Consider the following 25,564-nt stretch of genomic DNA (forward strand, 5'->3'; position numbering starts at 1 on the left):
TAGTAAATAAAATAATTAAATAGAGAATTTAACAAAATTATCTATTTTTTTCTTTTATTACTTAATGCAAGTCTCAAAAATAAAAACATCACATATAAATTTGTGATGTTTCAGATACTGTTAACGTCTAATTCAATCTACTTTTTGAGATGTTTTGGTTGCAAATTTAATTCTCAATGTCTTCACTCATAAATAACCTATTGCTGGAGTTAAAACAAATCCAACTCCAAAAATAACTAAGTTTAATAAACATACAATAGATACATTTCCACCTTTATAAAATAAAGGTTCACGGAAGTTTAAGAAACCATATATAGTCATATCAAGTTCTTTTGTCAATCTATTTCCATTCTTAAGCTCAACATCTTTAAGTTGATCATAAATTGGTGTTGACATGAAGAATGTGATTAAAGCAAAGAAGTAGTAACCTAACATTGTTATAACACTTAAATAAACGGTTCTCTTTGAAATTTGAATTTCTTTACGATTTATGATTAAAATCACAAATCCTAAAATTGGTGACACTGCATGAATAATGAATGTGTTAAAAAAGTAAAGTGGTTTAAATTCTTTTAATTCAGGCACAAAGATTAATGTTCAATATATTAAGAATGTAATTGAAATGTAAATAATTGACAAGAAGAAAGTTTGTTGTACTTTATGATTTTTCATTTTTAATGCAAATATAACTGCAGATATTGCTAAAAATGTATTACTAAGCCACGTAAATGTTAAATTAACTCTTCAAAATGATTGAAGCATTTTGTAACCGTGAATACTTGATCTATTTAAGAGTTCAGATTTAGCTTCATCTGATAAAGTTGTTAATTCTTGTGAAATTCTTGTTGAAGTTAAATGTCAGTTTATCAGCGTTGCTAATATGACAACAAATACAATACCAATTGCTAAAAAGAATGATATTTTTTGTCTTATTGTTAGAGAAGAAAAATTCTCTTTTATTGTTTTTATTATTTTCATAGTTTCATTATATAAAAATAAGAAAGACAACTTAGATTTATTTTGTCTTTCTTATGATCTTAATTTGATAAATAAAATTAAATTTTTATTCTTTGAATTAACAAAAATAATGTAAAATAGTTTTAGCGTGGTCGCGTAGCTCAGCTGGATAGAGCACGAGCCTTCTAAGCTTGTGGTCGGAGGTTCGAATCCTCTCGTGATCGCCATTTTTTTTATACCTTTTTTGACCCTTATAAATAATTGAAGATATAAAAATTAAAAATATATATATAATGTATGCATTATATATAGGACAAATTAATGAAAGGAGTAAGTTATGTATAAGATGTTCAAAATTTTGCCATTTAACATTAAAATGAGATTTTTTATTGGTATCATCATTGTTATTTTAAATGTTGCTTGCACAATGATTTTGCCAATTGTGCTTAGTCAATTCTTACCCTTACTTACAAAAGGTAGTCAAGAAATATATACGATTACAATTTTTAAGAACTTACAATTGTATGAATCATCAAGCTGAACTAATGCATTTGTATTCTTATTAATTTCGATCTTAGTATTACTTGCACTTACAGCAATAACTGCTATAGCTTCAACTATGATAATCATCGGAGCTGGCGAGAGAGCTTCGAACTTTTATAGAAATGCTTTATTTGCTAAATATCAAAAACTTAGTCTTAAAGATATTTCTAATTTAACAACCGAAAGTTTAATAACAAGAATTAATGATGACGTTGCTGTCTTTTGAGATTTCTTAGTAGGCGCATCCACATCACTTGTTAAAGCGCCATTATTTATTATTGTTGGATTAGTATTTGCTTTTGCAACAGATTTAGAATTCACTTACTCGATTTTAGCTGTTATACCTTTACTTCTTTTTGTTATGGTATTTATATTCATTAAGGTAAACCCCAAACTTAAACAAAATAGAAAAAATCTTGATGCAATTACAAAAGAAGTTGACGAAACTGTAAATGGTGCTAGATTTATAAAAGCAAATAATTTACAAGAACAACAAAAAAGAAAATTCAATCACGCTAATAATCAATGAGTAAAAACTGAAAAGAATATTTTCAAATTCTTTGCAATTGGAACACCTGCGTTCTTTGGAATTGTTAACTTTATTGTTGTCTTAATTTACGCAATAGGAAAAGTTAAATTAGACCAAAACCCAAGCATTAATGGTGAGTTTATCGCAAAGATTAATGTGTTCATTGAATATGAATTTGTTATAGCTGGTGGAATTATTTTATTCTCACAATTCTTAGGTTCTATGTTTAGAGCAAAAATTAGTTCAGGTAGAATAGTTCAAGTTTTAGATGCTAAATATGATGATTTATTTGTTCCAAATGGAAAAATAATTTCACAAACTAATGATGTAACTGATTATTCGGTTGAATTTAAAAATGTTAACTTCAAATACTTTGATACAGCTGAAGATTATGCAATTAAAAACATTAACTTCAAAATTCCAGGTGGTAAAACTTTAGGAATTATTGGACCAACTGGTTCAGGTAAAAGTACAATTGTTAACTTACTTGTTAACAATATGAAATACATTCAAGAAAACGGAAATATCTTAATTAATGGTATTGAAGTCAGAGACATCAACACACATAACTTACACAAGAACGTAGCTATTGTTTACCAAGATGCGCTTTTATATTCAGGGACAATTAAATCAAACGTTTTATTCGCTAAACCCGATGCAACTAATGAAGAACTCCAAAAAGCTCTTGTAGCATCTTGTGCAAGAAACTTTATTCAGACATTTGAGGATAGTGAAAATCACAAAGTCGAACAAAAAGGTAAAAACTTAAGTGGTGGTCAAAAGCAAAGAATCTCAATTGCAAGAAGTTTAATTATTGACCCTAAAATCTTAATTTTAGATGACTCAACTTCTGCTCTTGATAACTTAACCACAAAGCAACTTATTAAAAATATTAAAGAAAATTACTCTTGCACAACAATTATTATTTCTCAGAAAATTAACTCAATCAAGCACGCTGATAATATTTTAGTTCTTGAAGATGGAAAAATTCTTGACCAAGGAACTCACAAACAATTACTTAAATCTTGTCAATGATATAAAGATGTAGCAACTAACCAATTAGATCAATAGAAAGGAGAAGAAAATATGTCTGATTTAAGAGAAGAACAAAAAGAAATAGCTCAAGATTTACAAGCTAATGAGCAAGTTAAAGTTTTTAAAACACTTAAACAATTACTTTCGTACTTTTGTAGAAGTAAAAAAATATTATTTGTTGCTCTTTTATTTTCATTACTCAACTCTATTTTCTATATCATTGGTAGTTTCTTAATTGGAATAATCGTACAAATCTTCTTTGAACCTTATCTTAATTCACAAATAACTTACCCTGATAAATTTAATTTAACCAACTTTATATTAATGCTATCTGCACTTACGCTTACATTTATCTTGTACGGTATTTGTAGATATGTAGAACAAAGGTTATATATCAAACTGTCTTTTGAAGCTGGTGCAACACTTAGAAAAGAACTGCTTGAAAAGATATTAAAAATGCCTGTTAGTTTTTATGATAAAAACAAAACAGGAGACTTGATATCAACTTTAATTGTTGATGTTAACAATACAGCTAACTCGTTATTCCAAATGATGACGCAAGTTGTAACAAGTATATTCAACATTTGTATAACAATCATTGTACTTATGTTAGTTTCATCACTTCTTACATTGATTGTTTTGCCTGTTACACTGATTTTATTTGGATTAGTTTTCTTACTAATTAAAAAATCACAACCTTACTTTGTTAAAGTGCAAAACTCATTCGGGAGACTTAACGCTTTTGTTGAAGAAATGTTAACAAATACAAAAGTAACTAACTCATTTGATAGACAAGCATATGTTTATAGTGAACTTGAAAAAATCACATACGATATTAGAAAAAGCGCTTACAAAGGTGATGTAATTGCTAAATCATTTGATATCTGATATACACTTATAGCAAACTTTGTTATCTTACTTATCTCAGGTCTTGCTGCAATCTTTTATTTCAAACAAATACATGTTTGAAACTTAATCGGACTTGGAGTTGACCAAAACGGAAATGCAACACCTGCATTTATTATCTTATTTATTTCCCTTAACTGAAACTTTATGGGACCATTCCAAAACATCTTATCAAGCGCATTTAATGCGCAAATTGGAATTGCATCTTCATCAAGAATTTTCAAACTTTTAGAATTTGTTGAACCTGATACATTAAATCAAACAATTGATATTAACTCTATTAAAGGACACGTTCAATTTGATAATGTATATTTCAAATACAATCCGGATAAGTTAGAATATCAACTAAAAGCAGCTTCATTCGATATTAAACCAGGTCAAGTTGTTGCGATTGTTGGTCCAACTGGCGCTGGTAAAACTACAATCATTTCTCTTTTATCTAAATATTATGATTACACTAAAGGTTCGATTAAAATTGATGGAAATGAACTTAGAAACATCAAAACAGATAAATTAAGAGATCATATGACAATTGTGCTTCAAGATTCATTCTTATTTAATGAATCAATTAAAGATAACCTTAAAATGACGAATCCAAATGCAACTGATGAACAAATCATTCAAGCTGCTGAAATGACACATGCCCATCATTTTATTATGAATATGCCTCAAGGTTATGAAACAATGATCGAAAACAATGGTGCTAACTTATCACAAGGTCAAAGACAACTTCTTTCATTGACTAGAGCAATTCTTTCAAATAAAAACTTACTTATTTTAGATGAGGCCACATCAAACATTGATTCAGCAACAGAACAAATCGTTCAAAAAGCTATGTGAGAGTTAATGAAAAATAAAACAACATTTGTTATTGCCCACCGTTTAAGCACAATTAAAAATGCTGATGTTATTATAGTTGTTAATAATGGACTTATTATTGAAAAAGGAACTCACAAAGAGTTATTAGACAAAAAAGGTTTCTACCATCAACTATATACATCCCAATTTGAATTTGAAAATTAATACTAACTCGCAAGCTAAATGCTTGCGTTTTTTTATACTTTTGAAACATTTACTCTATTTCATTAATTTTTATAAAAGTAAGTAAAATACATAAATTTTCAATATCATTTTTTACTTTTTCTATTCATATATAGATGTAAAAGATGTTTCCGATATATATATATATATATATATATAATCAACTTATTATGGAGAAAGTATTGAAAAAATTAGTTATTTGAGCTCTATATGATGATGCAGAAAGTTCATATAAAAATGCAATTAAGGAACATTGAAATAACGAAAAATATGATTTAGAAGTTCATAGTGTCGGAATTAACGACATATCATTTCCAAAAAGCGGTAAATACTTCTATCATAGAATTGATTTATCTATTACAAACTTTAATTTAATTTCTCAATTAAAACAATTGCCTACACCAGACATAATATTAGCATCTCCACCTTGCGAAAGCTGATCTGGAGCAGATTGTAATGGGAAAATGTTTAGAAAAATCGATAGCAACGGAAACTGAGTTGTTAAAAATTCAAGATTTTATGATGAATACAACAAAACTTGCCATCCGGTTAAAAGAAGATACTTTGAACAAAAAGAAAGAGGAAGAATTTTAGGTGAAGCAACTGTTGGTGGAACAATTGAAATAATTAGAAAATTCAAACCAAAAGTTTGGGTTGTCGAAAACCCTGCTACATCAAAGACTTGAGAATTTCAAAAAAATCACTGAGATTTTATGGGATTTGAAAATAAATCAACTTATTCAGCATATGATAGTAGATTCTCTTTAAAGCCCACAATATTTAAATCAAACATTAAGTTACATTTAATTTCTAAGTCAGAAAAGAGAGCTGAAAAAAGCAAACATATGTCACATGGTTCTTATGCTCAAAGAAGCAAAATTCCACATCAATTAATAATTGATATGGTTAATCAAATTGTTAACTACATTGATAAAGATAAAAAAGAAGGTCGTAATGGAAGATAAAATTAAAGTTAAATTCTGAAAAATCGGTACAGCGATGACTCGCTATCTTGATCAATTAAAAGACAGTGTTAATGAGATTTGTAATAATTTAGATTATGAAAGCGTAAGTAAAAACAAATTAAACTTTAAAATATATCCTGAAAGAAATAAAATAAATGTTAATGATATTGAATTTACATTGTACAGATCAAAAAGTAAATTATCAAATGTCTCTAATAGTACAATTGACCAATATTTAAGAATTGTATATTTTCTTTTCAAAAAGGAATTTAATATTCAATTATTAAATGATAGATCAAAATATTATGAAGTCACTTTAGATTTTAAAAAACTTAAAGATGAAATCACTGAACTTCATAAAATTTCACTTAAGATACTAAATGAATTTATCAAAAACGAACTTATGGAAACTGAATTTGTCGATTTCAATGATTCAGAACAAGACTTTTGACTTACTTTTGTATTCTCTCAATATCAATATATGAAATTTGTTAATTCAGATTCTGAAAATGAAAAATTTGATAATAGACTTTATTATTTTTATATACCTAATTACTCAGAATTTCTTTCGGAAAATGAGTCAAATGAACTTTTTGATGCATTAAAAAACTTTATTTCAAATATTGCTAAAAGTCCATCAATTGAATTCAACTTTCCATATACACAATTCATCGATAAGATTAGACAAAATGAAGTTAAAATTAATGAAAATAAGGAAAGTTTAGATACATTAATCGAAAAAATCAATACATCTTTAGTAGAGAAATTTCAAAATCTAGTTACAAACAATGAAACCGAACAATTAAAAACCTCTTATTCAAAATTAGCATCAATAAGAGATTATGTTCAAATGCTTCTCGAAACAATAAAATTTGAATTACCTCCTTATCAAAGAGAGTATGTTTGAAAATTCGACAATATTAAAGAGTTACTTGATAGATTATTTAGTACTCACTCAAATAAAAATTACTATTTAAACAACGTTATTTTCTATAAACTACAAGATAACGAATACTCACTTTTAGACGGTCAACAAAGAACATTAACTATTTCAATTATTGTTTTATGTTTATGAAAAGTAACAATGGGTCAAATGTATTTCAAAATTGATCCATCACGCCCAAAAAACGAATGAAGCGAGCAATTAACTGAAGTGCTAAATAAATACAAAGGATTGTCATTCATATTTTGACACGCATATAATTTGATTAAACACCATCGTAACAAACCTCATTTATCTGTTTATGAAAGTTCAAACAATTATGAACATTTGAAGAATATAGGACAACTAATTAACAAGGTTGATGATAACATTTTTAGAGAAATCGAGAATTACATTATAGCTTATGCGCTTGATATTCATGGTGATTTAAATTTATCTAAGCTTAATGATTTTGCGACCAGATTTTTAGATAGCTCATATCTTACGGTCACTATTGTTGATAAAATTAATCCTGAAGAATTATTTGAAACACTTAACTCTACAGGTGTGCAATTAACTAATTTCGAATTATTTATAAACTTTGTCTATTACAAACTCATAGACTTAAAATCTAAAGATTCTTCATTTCTCACAAATGAATTTAAAGATGAGTCTGTTGTAATTGATGATATAAGAAAAAAACTTTTTGACAAATATATTCCTACGAAATCAGAAGACAAAGATAATAAGAAAATAGATAAATTCAATGATCATTTTAACGATTTTACTGAACATATATACTTTAGAATTGTGAATCTTAGAAGTTTAAAATGTGAAAACAACCGTTGTCTCATTAAATCAAACCAAGAATGTAGTTATTTTGATGATAATGCCGAAAAGATTGAATCAATTCATAAAAATAATAATAAAAAGGATAGAATCAATCAACAAAAGCTTCAATTTGTATTTGATTATCTATGTCATTCAAAAAATAATATTGAAAAAGTTCTTCAAGCATTTTATAAATACTTTGCAATTTTTATCTATTTAACGTTACCTGAAGAAAATAGGACATTGCCATACTTCCAAAACGTTAAAGAATTAACAGGATTTAAAGAAGAAAATTCATTATTTAAATTCATGTTGAGAATTTGTAAATTGGATGTTACAAAATCAATACTTTGAGATATTCTAGAAAACAATAATTACTTTTGCGCTAGAAAAAATGATGACAAATCGAATAACATAATCAAGGAAAATATAATAAAAAATTATCTTCTATATTTAGAAAAATCTATTTTAGTTTGAAAATTACTTGATTTCAAGGGGCAATCAATGACTGAAGTGTTCAAATCACTTCTTCTTAACATAAATTTAAATCAAGCAAAAACTATAGATTATTCTAAGAGGTTTAAAAATGTTATTAGAAATAACAAATTCTTCTATATAGACGATATTAGATTGAATAACTTGAAATCAATCATAAGTAGCAAATTTTCAAGCACAGATGATAGTGGCAATAGCAAAAATATATACATTAAAATTTTTCTAGCAAGAGTTAATTACTATTTAAAAAACAATATGTCAATGCTTCCTAATATGAAATTGAATCAATCTCTTGATTGAAATCAATTTTTAGATTCTTGCGATTTAGAACACAATATAGCAAAGGAATCTAAAATTCAAAACAAATTAGAAGCTGCAAAATGAGATGAAGTTAAAGCTTATATTTTTAAGATGGGTAATTTATCATTACTAGAAGAGAGTGAAAATAGGAAAAAAAGCAATGATGCAAATATAACTTATAGATCACAAAATGACAATAATTACACAGAACACGGTTATACAGATGTTAATGGTAAATGCATTTTAAATAGCTCTGAATGAACAACAAAGTGAATTAATCAAGTTGATAAAAATAACTCAAAAGAATCAGTTAATGAAAACATACATAAGTCACTTAAGAATATTGATGAAAAAACAAATCAATACATTGAATTATTCACTAAAATGTATCTAGAAAATGATGAAACAAAACTATAACTATTCACACCTTCACAAGCTTTTACGCTTGTGATTTTTATATCCAAAATACTACTAGATAAAAAAATTGACACCCTAAACCAAAACCATATCTTTGATATGGTTTTTTCTTTTTTCTTGTAAAAAAAATCACAAGCAAAAACCTGTGATTGAATCGTAAAAAGGGAATATTACAACTTTTTAATGAAGTTAGTTATTTTCTATACCTCATTATCCTATTGCTACTTTTGAACCAGCTGTATAGACTAAAACGTATTTTCTATCTGATTCTGGAATATCTCATTTATCTAATACAAAGATTGGAAGAATATGACTTTGTGTTCCATCTAGTGTAGAAGCATTTCAAATGAGATTATCATTTACATAAAGTTTAAGTCTTAAATCTCCATAGTAACTTGCATTAATTGGGAAGTAACCGTTAAAATTGTAAGCTTTTGCAGTTTTTGAAAAGTCTCCTAAGTTATTGGAAATAACTGATGGTAATGTGTTCCCTGGAATGCTTGGATGTCAAGAACGTGAATTATCTAAATCAAATTCAAGTCTAATTTTGTCCCCAGTTGCAAAATCAATGTGTCTTGCAGTTGATGAGTCAATTAATTGTTCAAAGAATGCTCCACCGATGTTTGCAAAATCTCTTGTTGAAGAGTTTTTAGATGCAGTTGCGTTTAAAACGAATGTAAATGAGTTGTCTTCTGTAAATGTTTTTGTGAAGACTGATGTATTTTTATCAATATTAAACTTATCACTTGTTATATTTGTTTTAACAAATGCTTGAAGCAATGCAACTCATAAAGCATTTTGATAATTAAATGCTGTGCCGTCAGAAATCTTGTAATTTCAAGCACCATTTGCATAGCTGTTAATTACATTATTTAATCAGTTTTTATTCACATTATTTGTTCCATCTTGTAAAAATCTTTCTTTATATTTGATTTCATATTTTCTAGGGAATAATCAATAATCATCAAGTGAATTAGGAACAATAGTTGAAGCAGCAGGTGTTAAATCAGGAACTACACCTGTTTTAACTCAATAGTTTGCTATTGGGCTTTTATCTTCTTTAACAAATGTTGTTGCTAAATAAGGATAGTTTCCTTGATTATTTAAAATTTCTAATTTAAGAAGTCTCTCTTCATTATCATCGTGATTATATTCAAATGTAACAACTTCATCATCATAATCAATTGAACTTTTATCTAATCTAATGTAAGGATCATTATTGCGTCCTCTTAAACGAGTTTTGTATTGAAGTGTGATTAGACCTGAATCAAATAAAGGTTTTAAATCACGAATTGAAAGAGTTTGATATTTAGATGTGTTATCAATAGATAACAATTTAAATGATCCTTCAAATATTTTTCTAGGACCAATTACATAATCTGCATATCCATCATCAGCATTATTTAGACAATTTAATACTAAATATGTTGCATATTGCATGTTTGTTGTTAAGTAATTTAGTAAATTACCTTTATCAATTCTTTCATCAATATTAGCTTTAATTTGATTAATTTCATCTAATCTAGAAATAAAGAATTCAACCTTATCTGTGTCGTGCTCAAATTTGTATGATAAGTTTTCTTTATCAGCTAAGAAATCTTTTAAGTAGTACTTAGAATTATCCGGATTGTTAGAGATTTGAACAATTTGTTCGAATGCATTATTAACTTTTTCTATTGCAATTGTATTAGCAACATTAAGGATATTTTCTACTTCATTTTTAAGAGTTTTTAATTCATCTAATGATTTATTTTCATAATCATCTAAAGTGGATAAATCAAAGTTTGTAATTTGATCTGAACCAAATAATGTTTCATTTTGTTTTACTTTATTTAATGAATTTAAATTTTCTCTTATGTATGCAACATAATCATCTTTACTTTCAGCAGATTGAGCAGCATTGATAATTATGTTTGCAACTTTATCAAATTTATTTCACTCACCACTTAACTCAAATAAGTATTTAGAATCTAATCGATTTCTAATTAACTCAATTAAATTATCTTTTGTGTCTTGAGAAGTAGCTTGAATATCAAAATTATCAATTTGATCACTTGTATTGTTTTGAACAATGTTAATTAAAACTGTATAACTTTGTGGAGCTACCACTACATTAACTTCGTTATTTTGAATTTCATCAATTGTTATTGATTGAATAACATCTTTATTCGAATCAATTAAGACATATGAATCAGGAACTAAACTACTTTCAATAGTAATTGAGTTTTCATCCATATTAAGTTTTTGTGTTGTAGTCGCAACAATATCATTATTTAAATCCTTAAAATTAATTGTTATTGTTTTTCTATTTTCAACAATTTCAATTTGAATTTCTGAAGTTCAGGGACTTACACCTGAAATTGATGTCACTTTAACATCACTTGGTAATTGTTGTTTAATAAGTTCACTAATTTTTGCTTCATCATCTTGATAATTAACTTGAATTTCAAAATCTTGAATATCTTGTTTATGTGATTCATTTTTGACTATTTTAACTTGCACACTATAGTTTTTAGGTAAAACTAAAACATCGACAGAATTATCCACTATTTGTTCTATAACTTCGCTTTCAATCACTTCTTTATATGAGTTAACTAAAACATAAGAATTAGGAACCATATTACTGTGGACAGTTAATTGATTCTCATCAATATTTATTTTTTGTGTTGTTGTATCAACAACAGAACCGTTAGAATCAACAAATTTAATTGTTACAGTTTTTCTATTCTCAACGATATCAATGTTAAATGTCTCAACTCAAGGTTTAATATTACCAATTGAACTAACTTTGACATCTGCAGGAAGATATTCCTCTATTAATTCTTTGACCCTAGTCTCATCATCTTGATAATTAACTAAAATATTAAAATCAGAAATATCATCTCTATGAGAGTTATTTTGGTTAATATGAACTCTAACTGCATAGTTTTTAGGAAGCGCAGTTAATTCAATAGTATTATTTGTAATTTCATTTACCATAACACTATCTAGAATTCGCTTGTTCGAATCAACTAAAACATAACCATCCGGAACTAAATCTGAACTTACAACAATTGAATTTTCTCCAATAGGAATTCTTTTCTCTCTTTTTTCAATAACACGATGGAAATCATTAAAGTAAATTGCTATAGTTTTTGTTCTTTCAGTAAGTTCTAAGTAAATAACCTGAGATCACCGTCCAATTCCTGAAATTGATTCGATTTTCACATTATTAGGTAATTGGTTCGCAATGAGTTCAAGAATTTTAATTTCATTATATTGATAGTTAACTGAAATCTTAAAATCTTTAATATCTTGTAAGTAGTAATCAAATTGATTTCTTTCTATTGAAACTTGAATATCGTAATTTTTAGGTCATATTTTAATAAATTCATTTGATATTGGAGCTTCATCTCTTATCAACTTATCAACCGGTTCTCCGTATTTATTCAATAAAACATAGTTTTCCGGATCAGGATTAGTGATTTCTCATTTACCATTAATTTTTTTTGCAATACTCTTAAGAGTTTCAGGTTCTTCGTCCCTGGTATAAGCGTTTCTTAATATCACTTTTACAGCTTCTTCAGTTTTATTTGTGTATTTTAGACCAAAATACACAGCAGGTGCAGTTACCGCTCCAAGTACTCCTGTGAATGCTAAAAGTATAATAATCTTTTTATTTCTTTTTGAAGTTTTACTAGTCATAAATTTGTCCTTTTTATTATTTTTAAATATACTAAATTAACACTCTTATATCGCTAAAAAAATGAAATAAATTTTGAGCTTGAAATCAACAAAAAAGCAAGCTAAGATAGCTTGCAAATTTAATTATTTTTTAAGGTCGTTTACTGAACCAATGTAAGCGAATTTTTCTGGATTTACATCAATAAATTCACCATTAATAATTCTAACGACTGAATCCACAGTTTGATCTAAAGGTACAAAAACCCCTTTTCTTAATGTGAAATGTTCAGTCATAAAGAAGTTTTGTGAGAAGAAGTTTTGCAACTGTAATGCTTTTTTAACGATTGTTTTTGATTCATCATCTAACTCATCAAATCCTAAAATAAGCATAACATCTTCAATTTCTTTATATCTTTGTAAGATGTATTTTGTGTCTAAAATAGCTTGATAATGCTTTGAACCAATAATTTCAGGATTTACGTTATTTGATGAAGAAACCAACGGATCAAAAGCAGGGAAAATGTTTTTAGCACTAATTTCACGTGAAAGCACAAGTGAAGAGTTTAAGTGGTTAAATACAGCAACAGCTGATGGGTCAGATAAATCATCCATTGGTAAGAAGACTGTTTGGAATGATGTAATTGAACCATTTTCATTTGTATAAAGTCTTTCTTCAGCTTGTGAAATTTCAGTGTTTAAAGTTGCTTGATATCCACCAATGGATGGTTTTTTGTCAAGTGATGCAGCAACTTCATTTCCAGCTTGTAAGAAACGGAAAATGTTGTCAATGAATAATAAAACATTTTCTTTATTGTTGTCTCTTAAGTATTCAGCAGCAGTAATTCCAACTGGTACAATACTCATTCTTGAACCTGGGTTTTCATTCATTCTTGAAATGTACATTGTTGAGTTTTGTATTAAGTTAGATTCAGTTAAATCATTGTATAACTCAATAGCTTCTCTTGAACGTTCTCCTGATCCAATGAAGATAGCTGATGTGTTAGTTTTTTGTTTTGATAGGTTGAAAATAATTTCTTTCATTAAAACAGTTTTACCAACTCCGGCTCCTCCAAAGATACCGATTTTATCTCCATCTAAAATAGGAACGAAAAAGTCAATAGCTTTAATACCTGTTGTTAAAAGCTGTGCTCTTTTTTCGTAGTTTGTATTTGTTACAATTGTTGAATCCATTTCAACTGTTTTTGTAACTTTTGTTTTAGGTGAGCTTAAGTTATTTCCAAGCACATCGTAAATGTGTCCTTTTGCTTCATTTCCAACAGGCACCATAAATGAATGGTTTAATTTTTCAATCTTATCATTGATTGATAAGTTATCTTTTAAGTCTACAATAACTGCTAATAAAGTATTTTCATTAAGAATTCTTTTAACTAATAAATATGAACCATTGTCGCTTTTAAGAAGTGAATTAATAGCTGGTAACTTTTCGTTTTTGAATTGAATTTCAATTACGTCGCTTCATAATTTTGTTATTTTAGCACTCATTATTTACTTCCTTTTAATTCATTTTTAATTTTGTTGTGAATTTGTTCTATTAGTTTTTCATCAGTAGTTAAGAATTCTTTAGCAGTAGGTAATTGTCATTGTAGATTAAATTTATTTGAATATTTATTAAGCAAGAATGCGAAGTAGTTTTTAACTAATTCATGATCTTTAGTTGTATCATTAATTAAATCATCAACAACTTTCTTGCAAGTTGCATTAGATTTTTCGTATTCAATAATGAATTTGATTGCTTTGTTAATTTGCAAATCAGATAAGTTATTTAATAAGTTTCATTGAATGATACGTGAAATTAAGTAAATATCTTTTTCATCGTATGATGAAACACCTTTTTGATTAAACATTTTTTCAATTTGGATTCCTCCTAACATAAGTGAATTAATGTCATCATTAAGGTCGTATTTAACAGCAAGTAGTTTTGCTTGTTTTTTGAATGATCTATATAACTTACCAACAATTTTTGCGCTTTGGTTCATTAATTTGTTTTGAACTCCACCACCAATACGTGAAACTGATAAGTTAACATCGATAGCTGGATATTTGTTAAGCGCAAATAATTCTGAGTTTGTAACAATTTGACCATCTGTAATTGAAATAACATTTGATGCAATTAAAGATGTAATATCGTTATCAACTGTTTGAATAATTGGAAGAGCAGTAATTGATTTTCTATTGTGGAATTTACCGCTTCTTTCAAGTAATCTAGCGTGTGCATAGAACATATCACCAGGGAATGCTTCTTTACCAACTGGTTTGTTGATTAATAAAGCAATTTCTCTGAAAATGTTTGCGTGTTTTGTTAAGTCATCAAACACGATTAAAACATCATCTTCATAAGAAACATTTTCAGCGTGAGCCATAGCAATATATGGAGCTAAATATTGTTCATATGGTTTATCACTGTTTGCAGTTAAGATGATTGTGTATTCATCAGCACCATGTTCTTTAAGTAAATTGTAAACATTTGCAATTTCGCTTTGTTTTTGTCCAATTGCAACATAAATACATTTAACATTTTTGTCTTTTTGGTTAATGATTGTGTTTAAAGCAATAAATGTTTTACCAGTTTTTCTATCACCAATAATAAGTTCTCTTTGTCCTTTTCCAACAGGAATAAGCAAGTCAATTACTGAGTAACCTGTTTTTAATTGCTCATCAAGAGGCATATAAGACATTAAGTTGTTATTAACGTTAAAGATTTCTGAAGCTTGCTCATAGAATTCAAATTTTTCTTTAGTAACTTCAGGGAATAAAATGTCACCGTTAATGTCAATGATTTTTCCGAAGTAGTTTTTTGCAGTTTTAACTTTTGTATCAACTTTAGCCCTAATTACTTCTGCACCAATTTTATATTCTTCAGGATTTTGTTTAATTAAACAAAAAGCACGATCTTCTGTTGCTGAAATTACCATTAATAAAGCATCTTTATTATCTTTTAAATGGTAAATTTCATTTTGTTTGTAATTTGTTTGGCCACTTATTTCAACAACATAGTCATAAATGGCTGATATGTATAATTTATTTTCCATGTTCTTCCTTTACTTTAAATTAGCTTTCTTTTTGTTTAAACTGCTAATGATTATTGTTCCAATTAATAAAAGCGTAATAAGTGTACCGATTGTAATTAAAACAATGTTTGTGTTTTTTGTTGATTGTAAATTTTCTTTAAGAATCAATTCATTGTAAGCTTTTTGGTATTGTGTTCTGATGTTTTCACTTTCATTAGTGATGTTTTTATTTTGAGTTACGATACCTAAATTAATGAATTGTTTTTGAACTTGTTCTAACTTTATGTTGAAAGTTTGAAATTGTTGATTTTTAAATGTGCTTACTTGTTCAATTCTGTCTAAGTCTAAAATTAAGTCTCTTAAAGTTGATAGCGCTTCATTAACGTCGCTAAATGTGAAATTAAAAGAATTTAAGTTAGCTTCAATAACTGATTTAATTTCAGGTACTGAAATTTGTTTTGAAAATTCGCTATATAAGTCTTTATATGCACTTGTTAATAAATTAAAGTAAGTTCTTCCTTTAATTGTTTGTGCGTGAATAGAGTTAGTGAATGCATCTTTTGAGTCTTCTGATAATGATAAGTTGATTAAATCACCTTTATCATTTTTAAAAGTTACATCCTTATAGTATTCAACTGCGTCATTTATGATGTTTGTGAATTGTTGATTGTTAATAATTTTTACTGCAACAAAGATTTGGTCAAAGACAATTTCTTGAAGTTTTCTATTTCCAAGTTTTTCAAAAACTAAATCTTTGGTAATTCCAAGTGCATCATAGTAACCTAACATCGAAGATTCAATTGCATTACTTACAACTTGCATTGATTGAGCATATTGTGCATCTGAATATCTAGTCACTTCACGTTCATAAGATGTTTGTTTCTCATCTGATGTATTTGTTAAAGTAATTGTTGCAATTAACTTGCCATCTTCTTCTCTTAAGCCTGTAACGTTGTATTTAAGTAATTTTAATAATGGATTAAAGAAGAAAACTGCTTCATTATTGAATTTAGCATTTTGTGAATTTACTAAACTAATTAATTCTGCATTTGAAGTGTTGATGTAGTCACCTGTAAGTATTGGAGAAAGTCTAGGAACGTTTTCTTCAGCAACTGAAACTACAATTGGGTCTTCTTCGATTTTGTCTTCAGGTAAGATTGGAAGAATCGGTTCTTCAACAACTTCATTGAATTCTTGGTTTTTCTCGATGTCAAATTTCATTGTTCTCTTATTAAGAACCGATAAGAAATAAGCATCTCAAGAATCAAAACCTTTAGGTATATTTAAATCTAATTTTGCATCATCATCTAAAACTTTGAAAACTTCTTCATCTTTTGCATATTTAGGAAAGTCTTCTTTTTCTAAAAGAATATCTCTTCAAGATGAAGATAGCGATTCAATATAGCTATTTGTTTGGTTCAAAATCGCACTTTGAGTAAGTTGATTATTAATTACTTCTGCTTCTTCAGGAATGACAACTTTTCCTTCTGTGTCTATAGCACTTACTTTTTCGTAGTTATCTGGTGTAGCTTCACCAATCATAAGTGGTCCAAAATCATTTTTAAAGTAAGTAATGTCTCCTAATTTGTAAGTTTCATTTGTAAGTAAATTAGGGAAAATGATGTTAAATCCATTTTCAATTGGATTTGAAACTATTTGATCTTTTTGAGCCTTTAAATAATTTACAAACTTTTTATAGTAAGTAATTCTTTTTAAATGTTCAATATTTGGTTCTGCTAAATTTTGCTTTTCATAATCTGCTACTTCTAATTCAAGCTTTTTAATATACTCTTCAAGGACTAATGGTAATTTTTCATTGAAAATGTTTTTTTGCATTTCCTTAGTTTCAGGAAAATTAGCAACAGGCTCTTTTTCTGTTTCAGTTGTATCACTTGCTGTTTCATTTTCATTTGTAGTTGCTGAAATAACCGAAAGCGGTAATACTAATGAAGAAGAAATAGCGCCTAATTTAAGTCATCTTCTTATTTTCATAAATCCTCATTTTCAAATAATGAAAAGTAAATTTGAGCTTTAAGCTTGAATGCTTTTCTTTTTAGTTTTTCTAATCTGTTGATTAAATCAATGTCATTAGAAGCATATAAAGCAAATTTTGTTTTTAGCAGTTCCCTTTTAATTTCTTTGTATTTTTTATTTAATGAATGTAATTGTGTTTTATTTTTATCATCTTGCGCAAAAGTATCAAATGAATTATTGTAGAAAAGGACAATTTGATTTTCATTACTTTGGACAAATAATGAATCAAATATTAAAAAGTATTCTTTTGAATTTGTTTTAAGTGAGCATAAAACTTTTTTGTGACTTGAAATTGTGTTTTTATCAACTTTTTGTCAACTATCTTTTAACTGATGATTGATTTTTAATTCAGAAATCTTAAGATGTCTTTTAACATTTTTAGCTGATACTAAAGTTAAATCAATCATTAGTTCCCCTTTCTGATTTCATGTAATAAGTCTTTTTTCTTGCTAAGCATTGAGATTTGTTCAATTTCTTTTTCTCTTTTAACTTTTAAGAATTGTCTTTTTTGGAATTTGATTTTTTCTTCTAAATCATTAAGAGTACTGTTTTGAGCAACTAACTTATATTTTTCATAAATTAAAGCTGACTCAGTTAAAAGTGAAGAAATAGCAAAGTTTAAGTAAGACTCAGTTTCTGAATCGATAAACTCATTTAAATCTTGTGAAATTTTGTGAGTGTTGATATTTGAGTTAAATAATTGACCGTGTTGATGGTGTTTAAGTGTGAAATTATTCATATTTACAGGAAGAAGTTGAATATGTTTTTCTTTAATCTTTGTTGAGTTAATTACAAAGTTTAAGTTTGCATAATCATTAATTTTGAAGTTGTTAATAATGATTTTTGGAAGTAGTTCATTTAAGTAATCAACTTCATTTTTCTCAAAGCTAAATAAGATATTAAATCCGTTGTCACTAGCAAACTTAATTGCTTTTTGACCAATAGCAATAATGCTATCGTTAGATTTGTTGATAGCTTGAAGCAAGTACTTTTCATGTTTTTGATATGAGTTAGTACTATATTTTTCTTCTTCTGTAATGTAAATTCAAAGTGTTTTTAATCCACCTAAAGTAAGCAAGTCACTTTTTTTATTAAGAGCAAAATCATTGATTGAATATTTATCAGTAATTTGCTCAATTATGAATTTTGAATAGTTAGCTCTATCTAAACAGTAACTAATTTGTTTAGATAGTCTAAGTAAGTTAATTAAAGTAATATTTTTCTTTGATTCAACGATTTTATAAATCTTTTTAAGAGAATTGTATTTTGATTCAATGGTTTTACTGTTCATTGATAATTCCAGGACCTATAAATAATTTATAAACATTGTTTTCTTTTAATAAAAGAACACTCGGTATAAATTCGATAATGTAATTCTCTTCAATTAGTTTATTTATGTATTCATTAAAGTCTGAGTTCAATTGTGAAACAGAGCTTCTAAGTATTGTATCTGATACAGAAACATTTTGTTTTTGTTCAGTTTTAGGAATTTGATCATATAAACTAAATTTTGAATCAATAGTTCAGGTGATAACAAATTTATCTAATAAAAGATTATTTTTTCTGCTAATTCATTTTTGAATACTATCTGTCAAAGGTTTTAAATCTTTTTCAGTTAAGTTGTATTCAATTAAAAATGAATTTCAGAAACTTTCATTTGAAACATAAGTCGGTTTGCTTTTAAATCTTTCAAAGTCAGCAAATAATTTTGATTGATAAACTTTTGCTTTTTCTAAGTATGCTAAAAGCTCTTTATTTTTCATTTTATTTTTCTTAAACATAAATTATTTACCTCTCTTTGTAAAGTGTTTTCTTTTTTCATAAAGCAAAGCAAATATCTTGATAAATCCAGTATATGCTATAGATGAAAGTGCAAATAGAATATAAAGCATAATTGTGACCAGTGCAAGAATTGTTAATATATCTCAATTCTTTGTAAGCACTAATATTGCTCAGTTATCATTACTTAATGTAGCGTGTAAGAAAATGCTAAACACTAATGAAATTGTTAGGAAAACTAACATAGCTAAAAGCATTGAATTTTCTAAATTATTTAATTTATTAGCTTTATTGTATTTAACTAATCCAAAGTTAATTACAAATAAAACAAAGAATAACAAGTTGATAATTAATCTGTTAAAGTAGTTTAATTGAGTGTTTGCAACTAATAAAACAAATAATGAAAGTAATTCCAAAAATACAAATGCTGTTTTGTTTGTTAATAATTGATTTTTGAATTTTGTAAATCTACTTGTAATTACAAGTCCATTTAAGATTGCAACTAATGAAATAAACACAGCAAATAAAGTAACTTTTGTGGTTGTATCTTCACTAATATCGATTGGTTTGTAAGCGTATTTTGCAAGTGTGTAAATTGCAAAGAACATTACAGGTAAGATAAATGCAAGAATTAATTTTGTAAGTGATGCAAATAAACTGTTTCTGTAAACTACACTTGATAAGTTTGAGATGTTTGAGTAAACTTTTAAACTTAGAAGTAAGATAAGTGCAAAAACTAATCCAAAAATAGATAAGTTTTTGTAAACTGCATTTTCACTGAAAATTCTAGTTAGTTTATTAATGTAAACGTTGTTTACAAAAATACCAACAATTCTTTGTGTTTCAATGCTTCCATCTTTTGATTTTGAAACTTGAACGTTATTAACCATTAAAACAAGCATTCATAATCCAATTCCGAGTAAAACGTATTTGATTATAGTATAGCTTGAATCTAAAACTAATTTCTTGATGTCAATTGAAAAATTTCTTGATTTTTGAACTTGTGTGTATACATCAAAAGTTAAATCAATAACTAAAAGTGGTATAAGTAAAAATGAGTTATAAATTAATCATTTTGCAGAAGTATCTTTTGTAGTAGTTATAAAAGTAAAAGTATAAAATCCAAATGTAATAAGTGCATAAGTAATGTATGCAACATATCAGTAGATGTAACTTGAAAACTTCAAGTTATTTTTGTTTATGACAAAATAACTCTTAGTCATAGCGATAATAATCAGCAATGATAATAAAGTTAAGTTGAATAAAACAAAGAAGTTAATACTTGAGTTTATTTTGAAACTTCTATCAAACAGAATTGAATAATCAATTCCTGTTTGAACGCCTTTGTTAATAAAGTAATTGAAAACAATTCCAATTGAGCTTATTAACAAGAACGAAAGTACAAGTGAAATTAATTTAAGAACATTTTCTTTACTTCAGTTTAATTGTAATAAATTGGTTTTACTATTAACTGAATGAGATTTCTGCATCGCCACCTCCACTTGGATCAAAGTTAGCTGATTTAACTACTGCTGTTTTACCAAATTTAGTAAATGCTTGTGAGCGATTTAATCTGTCAGCCATTGTTTGGTTATCTACGTAAATTGTTCTAAATACATTTTTACCTGATTCAATTAATCCGTATAATTCTGGACCTCAGTTATCGTCTAAGTCACGTGCATTACCTTGAATGTATAATGTGTTAACTTCTACAGGACTAACAAAATGTAATTTAGGTCTTTCAGGTCCTTTGATAAGCATTGCAGATCATTGTTGAGCCGCTAACGTGTCAGCGTTAACTGTGAATATATTTGTGTTATTGTAAAGAGTTAAGTTTTTAAATACTCTATTGTGGAAACGCATTCCTTCAAGACTTCTGATGTTTTTGTTTAATGAGAAATCAAGTCAAGTAGGTCAAGAACCATCTCCGAATTCTCCTTGGAAAATTCTTTCATTGTATCTATCTTTGAATGCAATATCAAGACCTTCGTTGATTTCTTCTAATGTATCATCTTTATCAAATCTAAGTCTGTTAAATACAATTGAACCTGGCATATTTGTATTATCTTGCATAGCTGCGAATGTGTAGTCAAATGTAATATTTTTTACACCACGTAATGCAATAGGGTCAATTCCTCAATCTTTACTTAATAAGTCATTTGAACTATAAAGGTCTAATTCTTGGATTCTCTTATCTTTAAGTGCAATAAGTGAAGTTGTATCTTTACCTTCAAAGAATAAAGTTAATTTTTGAATTGATTCAGGAAGTTGTTTTAAAATGTGTCTAAATTCTTGACGTTTGTCTTTAAGACCCATATTTTTGATTACAAGTACATCAATTTGTTTGTTAGCTTTTTTAACTTTATCTAAAAAGCTTAAGAATGAATTGTAACCTTTAGTGTTAGCTGCATCAAGAATTGCCATAACTTTGTTTGTTTTGACTTTTTCTTTTGCAATAGCACTTTCTGGTTTGTATTCATAAATTTCAATCCCTTTATCAGCACCTGCTCCATATCTTGAATATTCAGAAGTTTTATTTCGTTTAGAGAAACCTTCATATTCTAAGTTTCTAATTTGTTTTGAATTTCTGTGATATTGTGATTCATAAGCAAAATATGAATTTTTATGTCTTCTTATATATTCATTACGCACAACATTATCTTCTAAATTAACATGTGCAAAACTACCGAATCCTGTATCACCTCAATGGAAACTTGGAACCATACCTTTGTTAAGGTAATTTTCAAGTTCTCTATTTATAGTTTCAAGTGTTATCTTAAATGCGTATGCTTGTTGAGGATCTTTAAGTAATTTAAAAAGATATGAGAAATCTGCGTTCTCTGGATAATTAATTTGAGGATTGTTATTAGCAATCTTAATGATACTCTTGTTTAAAAGCTCTTTATCAGCTTCTGTTAAATCATTTGGATTTTTATTAAATATGCTGTTAATAACAGAAAGATTTTCTCTAATTTCTCTTTTCATTTCCTCTTTGACTTTTGTAACTTTGTCAATAGGTTTAGGTTTCATTGTTGCAAAATCTAAATCTTTTGCAGCTTCTGGGTTAGCGTAACCTTCGATTGCTTTTGAAGGTTCTGTAGATGGATCTGGCTCAGGTTCAGGTTCTGGTTCTGGAGGAGTCACTATAATTGGTTGTTCAATAATAGGCTCTGTAGGTTGCTCAGGTTCTGGTTCTGTGGTTTTAGGTTGTTCTGTATAAACACTATCTTCTGCTTTATCCGGATCTTCTGGTTCTGGTTCTTTTGGTTGCTCTGGTGTTGGAGCAGGATCTGGCTCAGGTTGTGGATCAGATCCAGGTGTTGGGGTCACAGGTTCTGGATCAGGCGCAGGAGCAGGATCAGTAGGCTCAGGTTCTACCGGATCCGGGTTTGCTGGTTCAGGGTCAGGTACAGGTTCTACTGGATCTGGCTCTGGATTAACAGGTTGTTCTGGTTCAGTAACAGGTTTTGTTGGTTCTGGTTCTACTGGTTTTGGATTTTCAACAGTTGGTTGTTCTGGTTCGATTTTGACTTTAATTTTTAAGTTATTATCTTTGTTTGAAGAATTTCTGTCGCTATATAAAACATCGTTTTCATTGATGACTGTAGCGATTCCACGTGACTGAGTAATAACTCCTAAGTCTTTTGTTTTTGGTTTAGCATTATCACTAATTGTTTTAGCTGCAACAACACCTACAACAGCTAGTGCAGAAACGGCACCAATATTGATTATTATTTTTTTTCTTTTAGCTTTAATCATAATTAATACCTTTCTTTAATTATTTGTTGAATTTATATTCTTCAGGAATTAAATTTGCTCCTTGTTTGAATAAGTAAGTTTGAATGTTTGGATATAACTCTTGTAATGCTTCACGGTATGATGATCTTTGATTTTCTCCTCCACCGTAAATTAAGTCATATTGTTCTAATTTGTATTTACCATAGAAACCATTGTAAGATTCACCTTCAGATCTAAATGCTTGAGTTAAAGCAGTTAATGACACACCTGTTGAATCAGCTGTTGCATAGTTAATTCCAACAATTTCATTATCAATTGTTCTTACTGATGAACCTGACGCACCAGATAAAGGCTGTCAAGCACCTAATGAGTAACCTAATCCATAGTTTAAGTATCTATCTCCTGTGTAAGTTGAAGCAGAATCTCTAATTACACCGAATTTGTAACCTTCATTTTTGCTTGAATTAATTAATGGAGAAACGATTGTAATATCAAATACACCAGGCATATCGATGAAGTTTCTTACGCTTAGTGATTTGTTTCATCCACTTCCGTATTCTTTTGTGAATACTTTTTTATCAACTTGTTGACCTTCTGCAACATAAACAGGTTTATTAGTTCAAATACTTTGACTAAATCCTGAATCAATAATTGCAACTTCAGATCTTTCTAACACCTTACGGTTAAATAAGTGGTCAGTTTTAGCATTTGGGAAGGCTACTGAAATTAAGTTGATTTTTGATTTTGGGATATTTGCAGTTTTATCGTTTGTTAATCTGACATTAGGTATCATTGTTTGTTCATCTTGTTGATATGTAGCCTTTAAACTCTTTGTAGCAAACTTGAATTTTTCATTTTCATTTCAGTTTGCAAAATTACTTGTAGCTAATCTAGCTAATTCAGCAGCTGAACTAACTGATTTTGGTTCACCAAATGTGTTTTGTGGATCTCCATTAATTGAGTTGTATTCATATGTATTATCTGAATTGCTAAAATCAAATTCGAGAACAGCAAAGTCTGCTGCTTCTTCTAATTCTGATAATGGTGAATTTGTATCTACATAATCTCTTGGACTAGTTCTTAAGAAGTCAAGACCGGCGTAAACTAGTTTAACTTGTGATGGTTTGAAACTAAATATATCAACTGTTGGTTGAAGTTCATTAGCTTTTAATCATTGGTCAATTGGAGTTTCATCGTTAAAGTGTAATAATTGGATACCTACAGTTTCACCAATTACACCTTGTTTAAGTCAGTTTTTAGCTTCAGTATATTTTGCTAATCATTTTGGATTTCATTGTTCAACTTGAATTCTCTGCACTTCTGCATATAAAGGTGGTAAGTCATTTTCTTTAACTGCTAGAGCTTGTTTTTCGTATCTATCAGCTTCTGCTTGATTACCTGTATATAAAGCTTCATATTTTTTATCTTCATATGACTTAATTTCATCATCTTTAGCTTTAATTCTTGCACTAACTTCTTCTGTTAATTTGTGGTATTCTGCATCAGCATCTTCAACTACCTTTGTGTATTTATTGTAGTTATCAGCTTCAGTTTGTAAATCATTAATGTGTTTGAATCTTGATTGACTTGACGCATTTGCAGTTGATGCAGCAAATGCTTGAATAACGTGAATATTTGTTGCGATATATCATTTTGTTGGATATCCATTTTCATCAAGTTTGTAATCTAAAATTCACGCAGAACCATTGTACATTCTGTGCTGATCTATTAATGGGTTAGTGTTCATAAGCTTAATAGCATAAGATTGAAGAGCAGTTTTCTTGTACATTTCATTAGCTAAATATCTAGGCAATCCTCTATTTAAAGGAACTGAATCTCAGTAAGCTGCTTTCGTGTCGTCTCTTAATGGGTTTAATGATAAAGTTCCATCAGAGTTTACGACAGAGAAGTTTCTAACAACAGCACTTTCGAATGTAGGTTGACCTTCTGCTTTAGCTTTTCGGTCATATGCCTCAATTTGCTCTGGTGTTAATTTTAAGTTATCTGCTAATTTTGATGAATAATCACCACGATAATCTTTAAGAGCTTTTACATATCCTTGTAAATCAAGAACATTTTTCTCTGACTCTGGAAGTTTTTTATATGCTGCAGGATCTGTTTTGTAAAGTTCAGGCGTACCTGGAATATTTAATCCAACACCTGGATTTGTAGGTCTTGTAGGAATTTCAGGTTCCACAACAACTTTATCACCCTCGCTACCACCATTATCTTTAGGATTTTGAGGATCGTCTTTTTTAGGATTTGCCGGATTTTCAGGTTTTGGTTTTGTTTGTCCACAAGAAATACCTAAAGATGAAATTGAAACAATTGATCCAAATGTTGCAAGCAACATTAATTTAAGTTTATTTTTTTTCATAAT

15 protein-coding genes and 1 tRNA gene are annotated in these 25,564 nt (G+C 28.1%); 5 read left to right on the forward strand and 11 right to left on the reverse strand.

Features of this window, described 5'->3' with window-relative positions; translation table 4 throughout:
* Nucleotides 1-120 precede the first annotated feature (120 nt).
* On the reverse strand, nt 121-978 hold the full coding sequence (locus tag ACMZI9_RS00310) for an MAGa3780 family membrane protein (RefSeq protein WP_416099020.1): 858 nt from the start codon (nt 976-978) through the stop codon (nt 121-123).
* A 129-nt stretch (nt 979-1,107) separates the two neighbouring features.
* On the opposite strand from ACMZI9_RS00310, the gene ACMZI9_RS00315 reads away from it, so the two are divergent.
* From ACMZI9_RS00315 to ACMZI9_RS00335, 5 genes are all read left to right on the forward strand, one after another.
* Nucleotides 1,108-1,184 (forward strand) — tRNA-Arg (locus ACMZI9_RS00315).
* Nucleotides 1,185-1,294: 110 nt separating this feature from the next.
* Nucleotides 1,295-3,100 carry an ABC transporter ATP-binding protein gene (locus ACMZI9_RS00320; RefSeq protein WP_323680419.1) on the forward strand — a complete coding sequence of 602 codons (1,806 nt, stop codon included), beginning with the start codon at nt 1,295-1,297 and terminating at the stop codon, nt 3,098-3,100.
* A 15-nt stretch (nt 3,101-3,115) separates the two neighbouring features.
* Nucleotides 3,116-4,993: an ABC transporter ATP-binding protein gene (locus tag ACMZI9_RS00325; protein WP_323680420.1), complete on the forward strand. Its 1,878-nt coding sequence runs from the start codon at nt 3,116-3,118 to the stop codon at nt 4,991-4,993.
* Between the two features lie 200 nt (nt 4,994-5,193).
* A complete protein-coding gene (locus ACMZI9_RS00330) occupies nt 5,194-5,976 on the forward strand; it encodes a DNA methyltransferase (RefSeq protein WP_323176446.1) in 783 nt (260 codons plus the stop codon).
* The gene (locus tag ACMZI9_RS00335) at nt 5,966-8,941 is read left to right on the forward strand and encodes a DUF262 domain-containing protein (protein WP_323176447.1); all 2,976 of its coding nucleotides are present in this window, start codon (nt 5,966-5,968) and stop codon (nt 8,939-8,941) included. Before ACMZI9_RS00330 ends, ACMZI9_RS00335 begins: the two co-directional genes overlap by 11 nt.
* A 210-nt stretch (nt 8,942-9,151) precedes the next feature.
* On the opposite strand, the gene ACMZI9_RS00340 is transcribed toward ACMZI9_RS00335, so the two are convergent.
* From ACMZI9_RS00340 to mip, 10 genes are all read right to left on the reverse strand, one after another.
* Complete coding sequence (locus ACMZI9_RS00340; protein ID WP_323176448.1) at nt 9,152-12,625, reverse strand: hypothetical protein; 3,474 nt, start codon at nt 12,623-12,625, stop codon at nt 9,152-9,154.
* Between the two features lie 123 nt (nt 12,626-12,748).
* Nucleotides 12,749-14,107 carry an MSC_0618 family F1-like ATPase beta subunit gene (locus ACMZI9_RS00345; protein ID WP_323176449.1) on the reverse strand — a complete coding sequence of 453 codons (1,359 nt, stop codon included), beginning with the start codon at nt 14,105-14,107 and terminating at the stop codon, nt 12,749-12,751.
* Complete coding sequence (locus ACMZI9_RS00350; RefSeq protein WP_323176450.1) at nt 14,107-15,654, reverse strand: MSC_0619 family F1-like ATPase alpha subunit; 1,548 nt, start codon at nt 15,652-15,654, stop codon at nt 14,107-14,109. Before ACMZI9_RS00350 ends, ACMZI9_RS00345 begins: the two co-directional genes overlap by 1 nt.
* Before the next feature lie 9 nt (nt 15,655-15,663).
* Complete coding sequence (locus ACMZI9_RS00355) at nt 15,664-17,625, reverse strand: MSC_0620 family F1-like ATPase-associated subunit (protein WP_323176451.1); 1,962 nt, start codon at nt 17,623-17,625, stop codon at nt 15,664-15,666.
* Nucleotides 17,616-18,074: an MSC_0621 family F1-like ATPase epsilon subunit gene (locus ACMZI9_RS00360; protein WP_323176452.1), complete on the reverse strand. Its 459-nt coding sequence runs from the start codon at nt 18,072-18,074 to the stop codon at nt 17,616-17,618. The genes ACMZI9_RS00355 and ACMZI9_RS00360 overlap by 10 nt, the downstream gene beginning before the upstream one ends.
* Nucleotides 18,074-18,958 carry an MSC_0622 family F1-like ATPase gamma subunit gene (locus ACMZI9_RS00365; RefSeq protein WP_323176453.1) on the reverse strand — a complete coding sequence of 295 codons (885 nt, stop codon included), beginning with the start codon at nt 18,956-18,958 and terminating at the stop codon, nt 18,074-18,076. Before ACMZI9_RS00365 ends, ACMZI9_RS00360 begins: the two co-directional genes overlap by 1 nt.
* On the reverse strand, nt 18,948-19,430 hold the full coding sequence (locus ACMZI9_RS00370; protein ID WP_257089599.1) for a DUF2714 domain-containing protein: 483 nt from the start codon (nt 19,428-19,430) through the stop codon (nt 18,948-18,950). The genes ACMZI9_RS00365 and ACMZI9_RS00370 overlap by 11 nt, the downstream gene beginning before the upstream one ends.
* A gap of 21 nt (nt 19,431-19,451) precedes the next feature.
* On the reverse strand, nt 19,452-20,936 hold the full coding sequence (locus ACMZI9_RS00375; protein ID WP_323176454.1) for an MSC_0624 family F1-like ATPase-associated membrane protein: 1,485 nt from the start codon (nt 20,934-20,936) through the stop codon (nt 19,452-19,454).
* Nucleotides 20,914-23,205: a putative immunoglobulin-blocking virulence protein gene (locus ACMZI9_RS00380; RefSeq protein WP_323176455.1), complete on the reverse strand. Its 2,292-nt coding sequence runs from the start codon at nt 23,203-23,205 to the stop codon at nt 20,914-20,916. Before ACMZI9_RS00380 ends, ACMZI9_RS00375 begins: the two co-directional genes overlap by 23 nt.
* Nucleotides 23,206-23,224: 19 nt before the next feature.
* Nucleotides 23,225-25,561 carry an Ig-specific serine endopeptidase MIP gene (gene mip, locus ACMZI9_RS00385; protein WP_323176456.1) on the reverse strand — a complete coding sequence of 779 codons (2,337 nt, stop codon included), beginning with the start codon at nt 25,559-25,561 and terminating at the stop codon, nt 23,225-23,227.
* Nucleotides 25,562-25,564: the final 3 nt, after the last annotated feature.

Source organism: Mycoplasma sp. 4079 (genome assembly GCF_047785185.1).
In the GTDB taxonomy this organism is placed as follows: Bacteria; Bacillota_I; Bacilli_A; order Mycoplasmatales; family Metamycoplasmataceae; genus Mycoplasmopsis.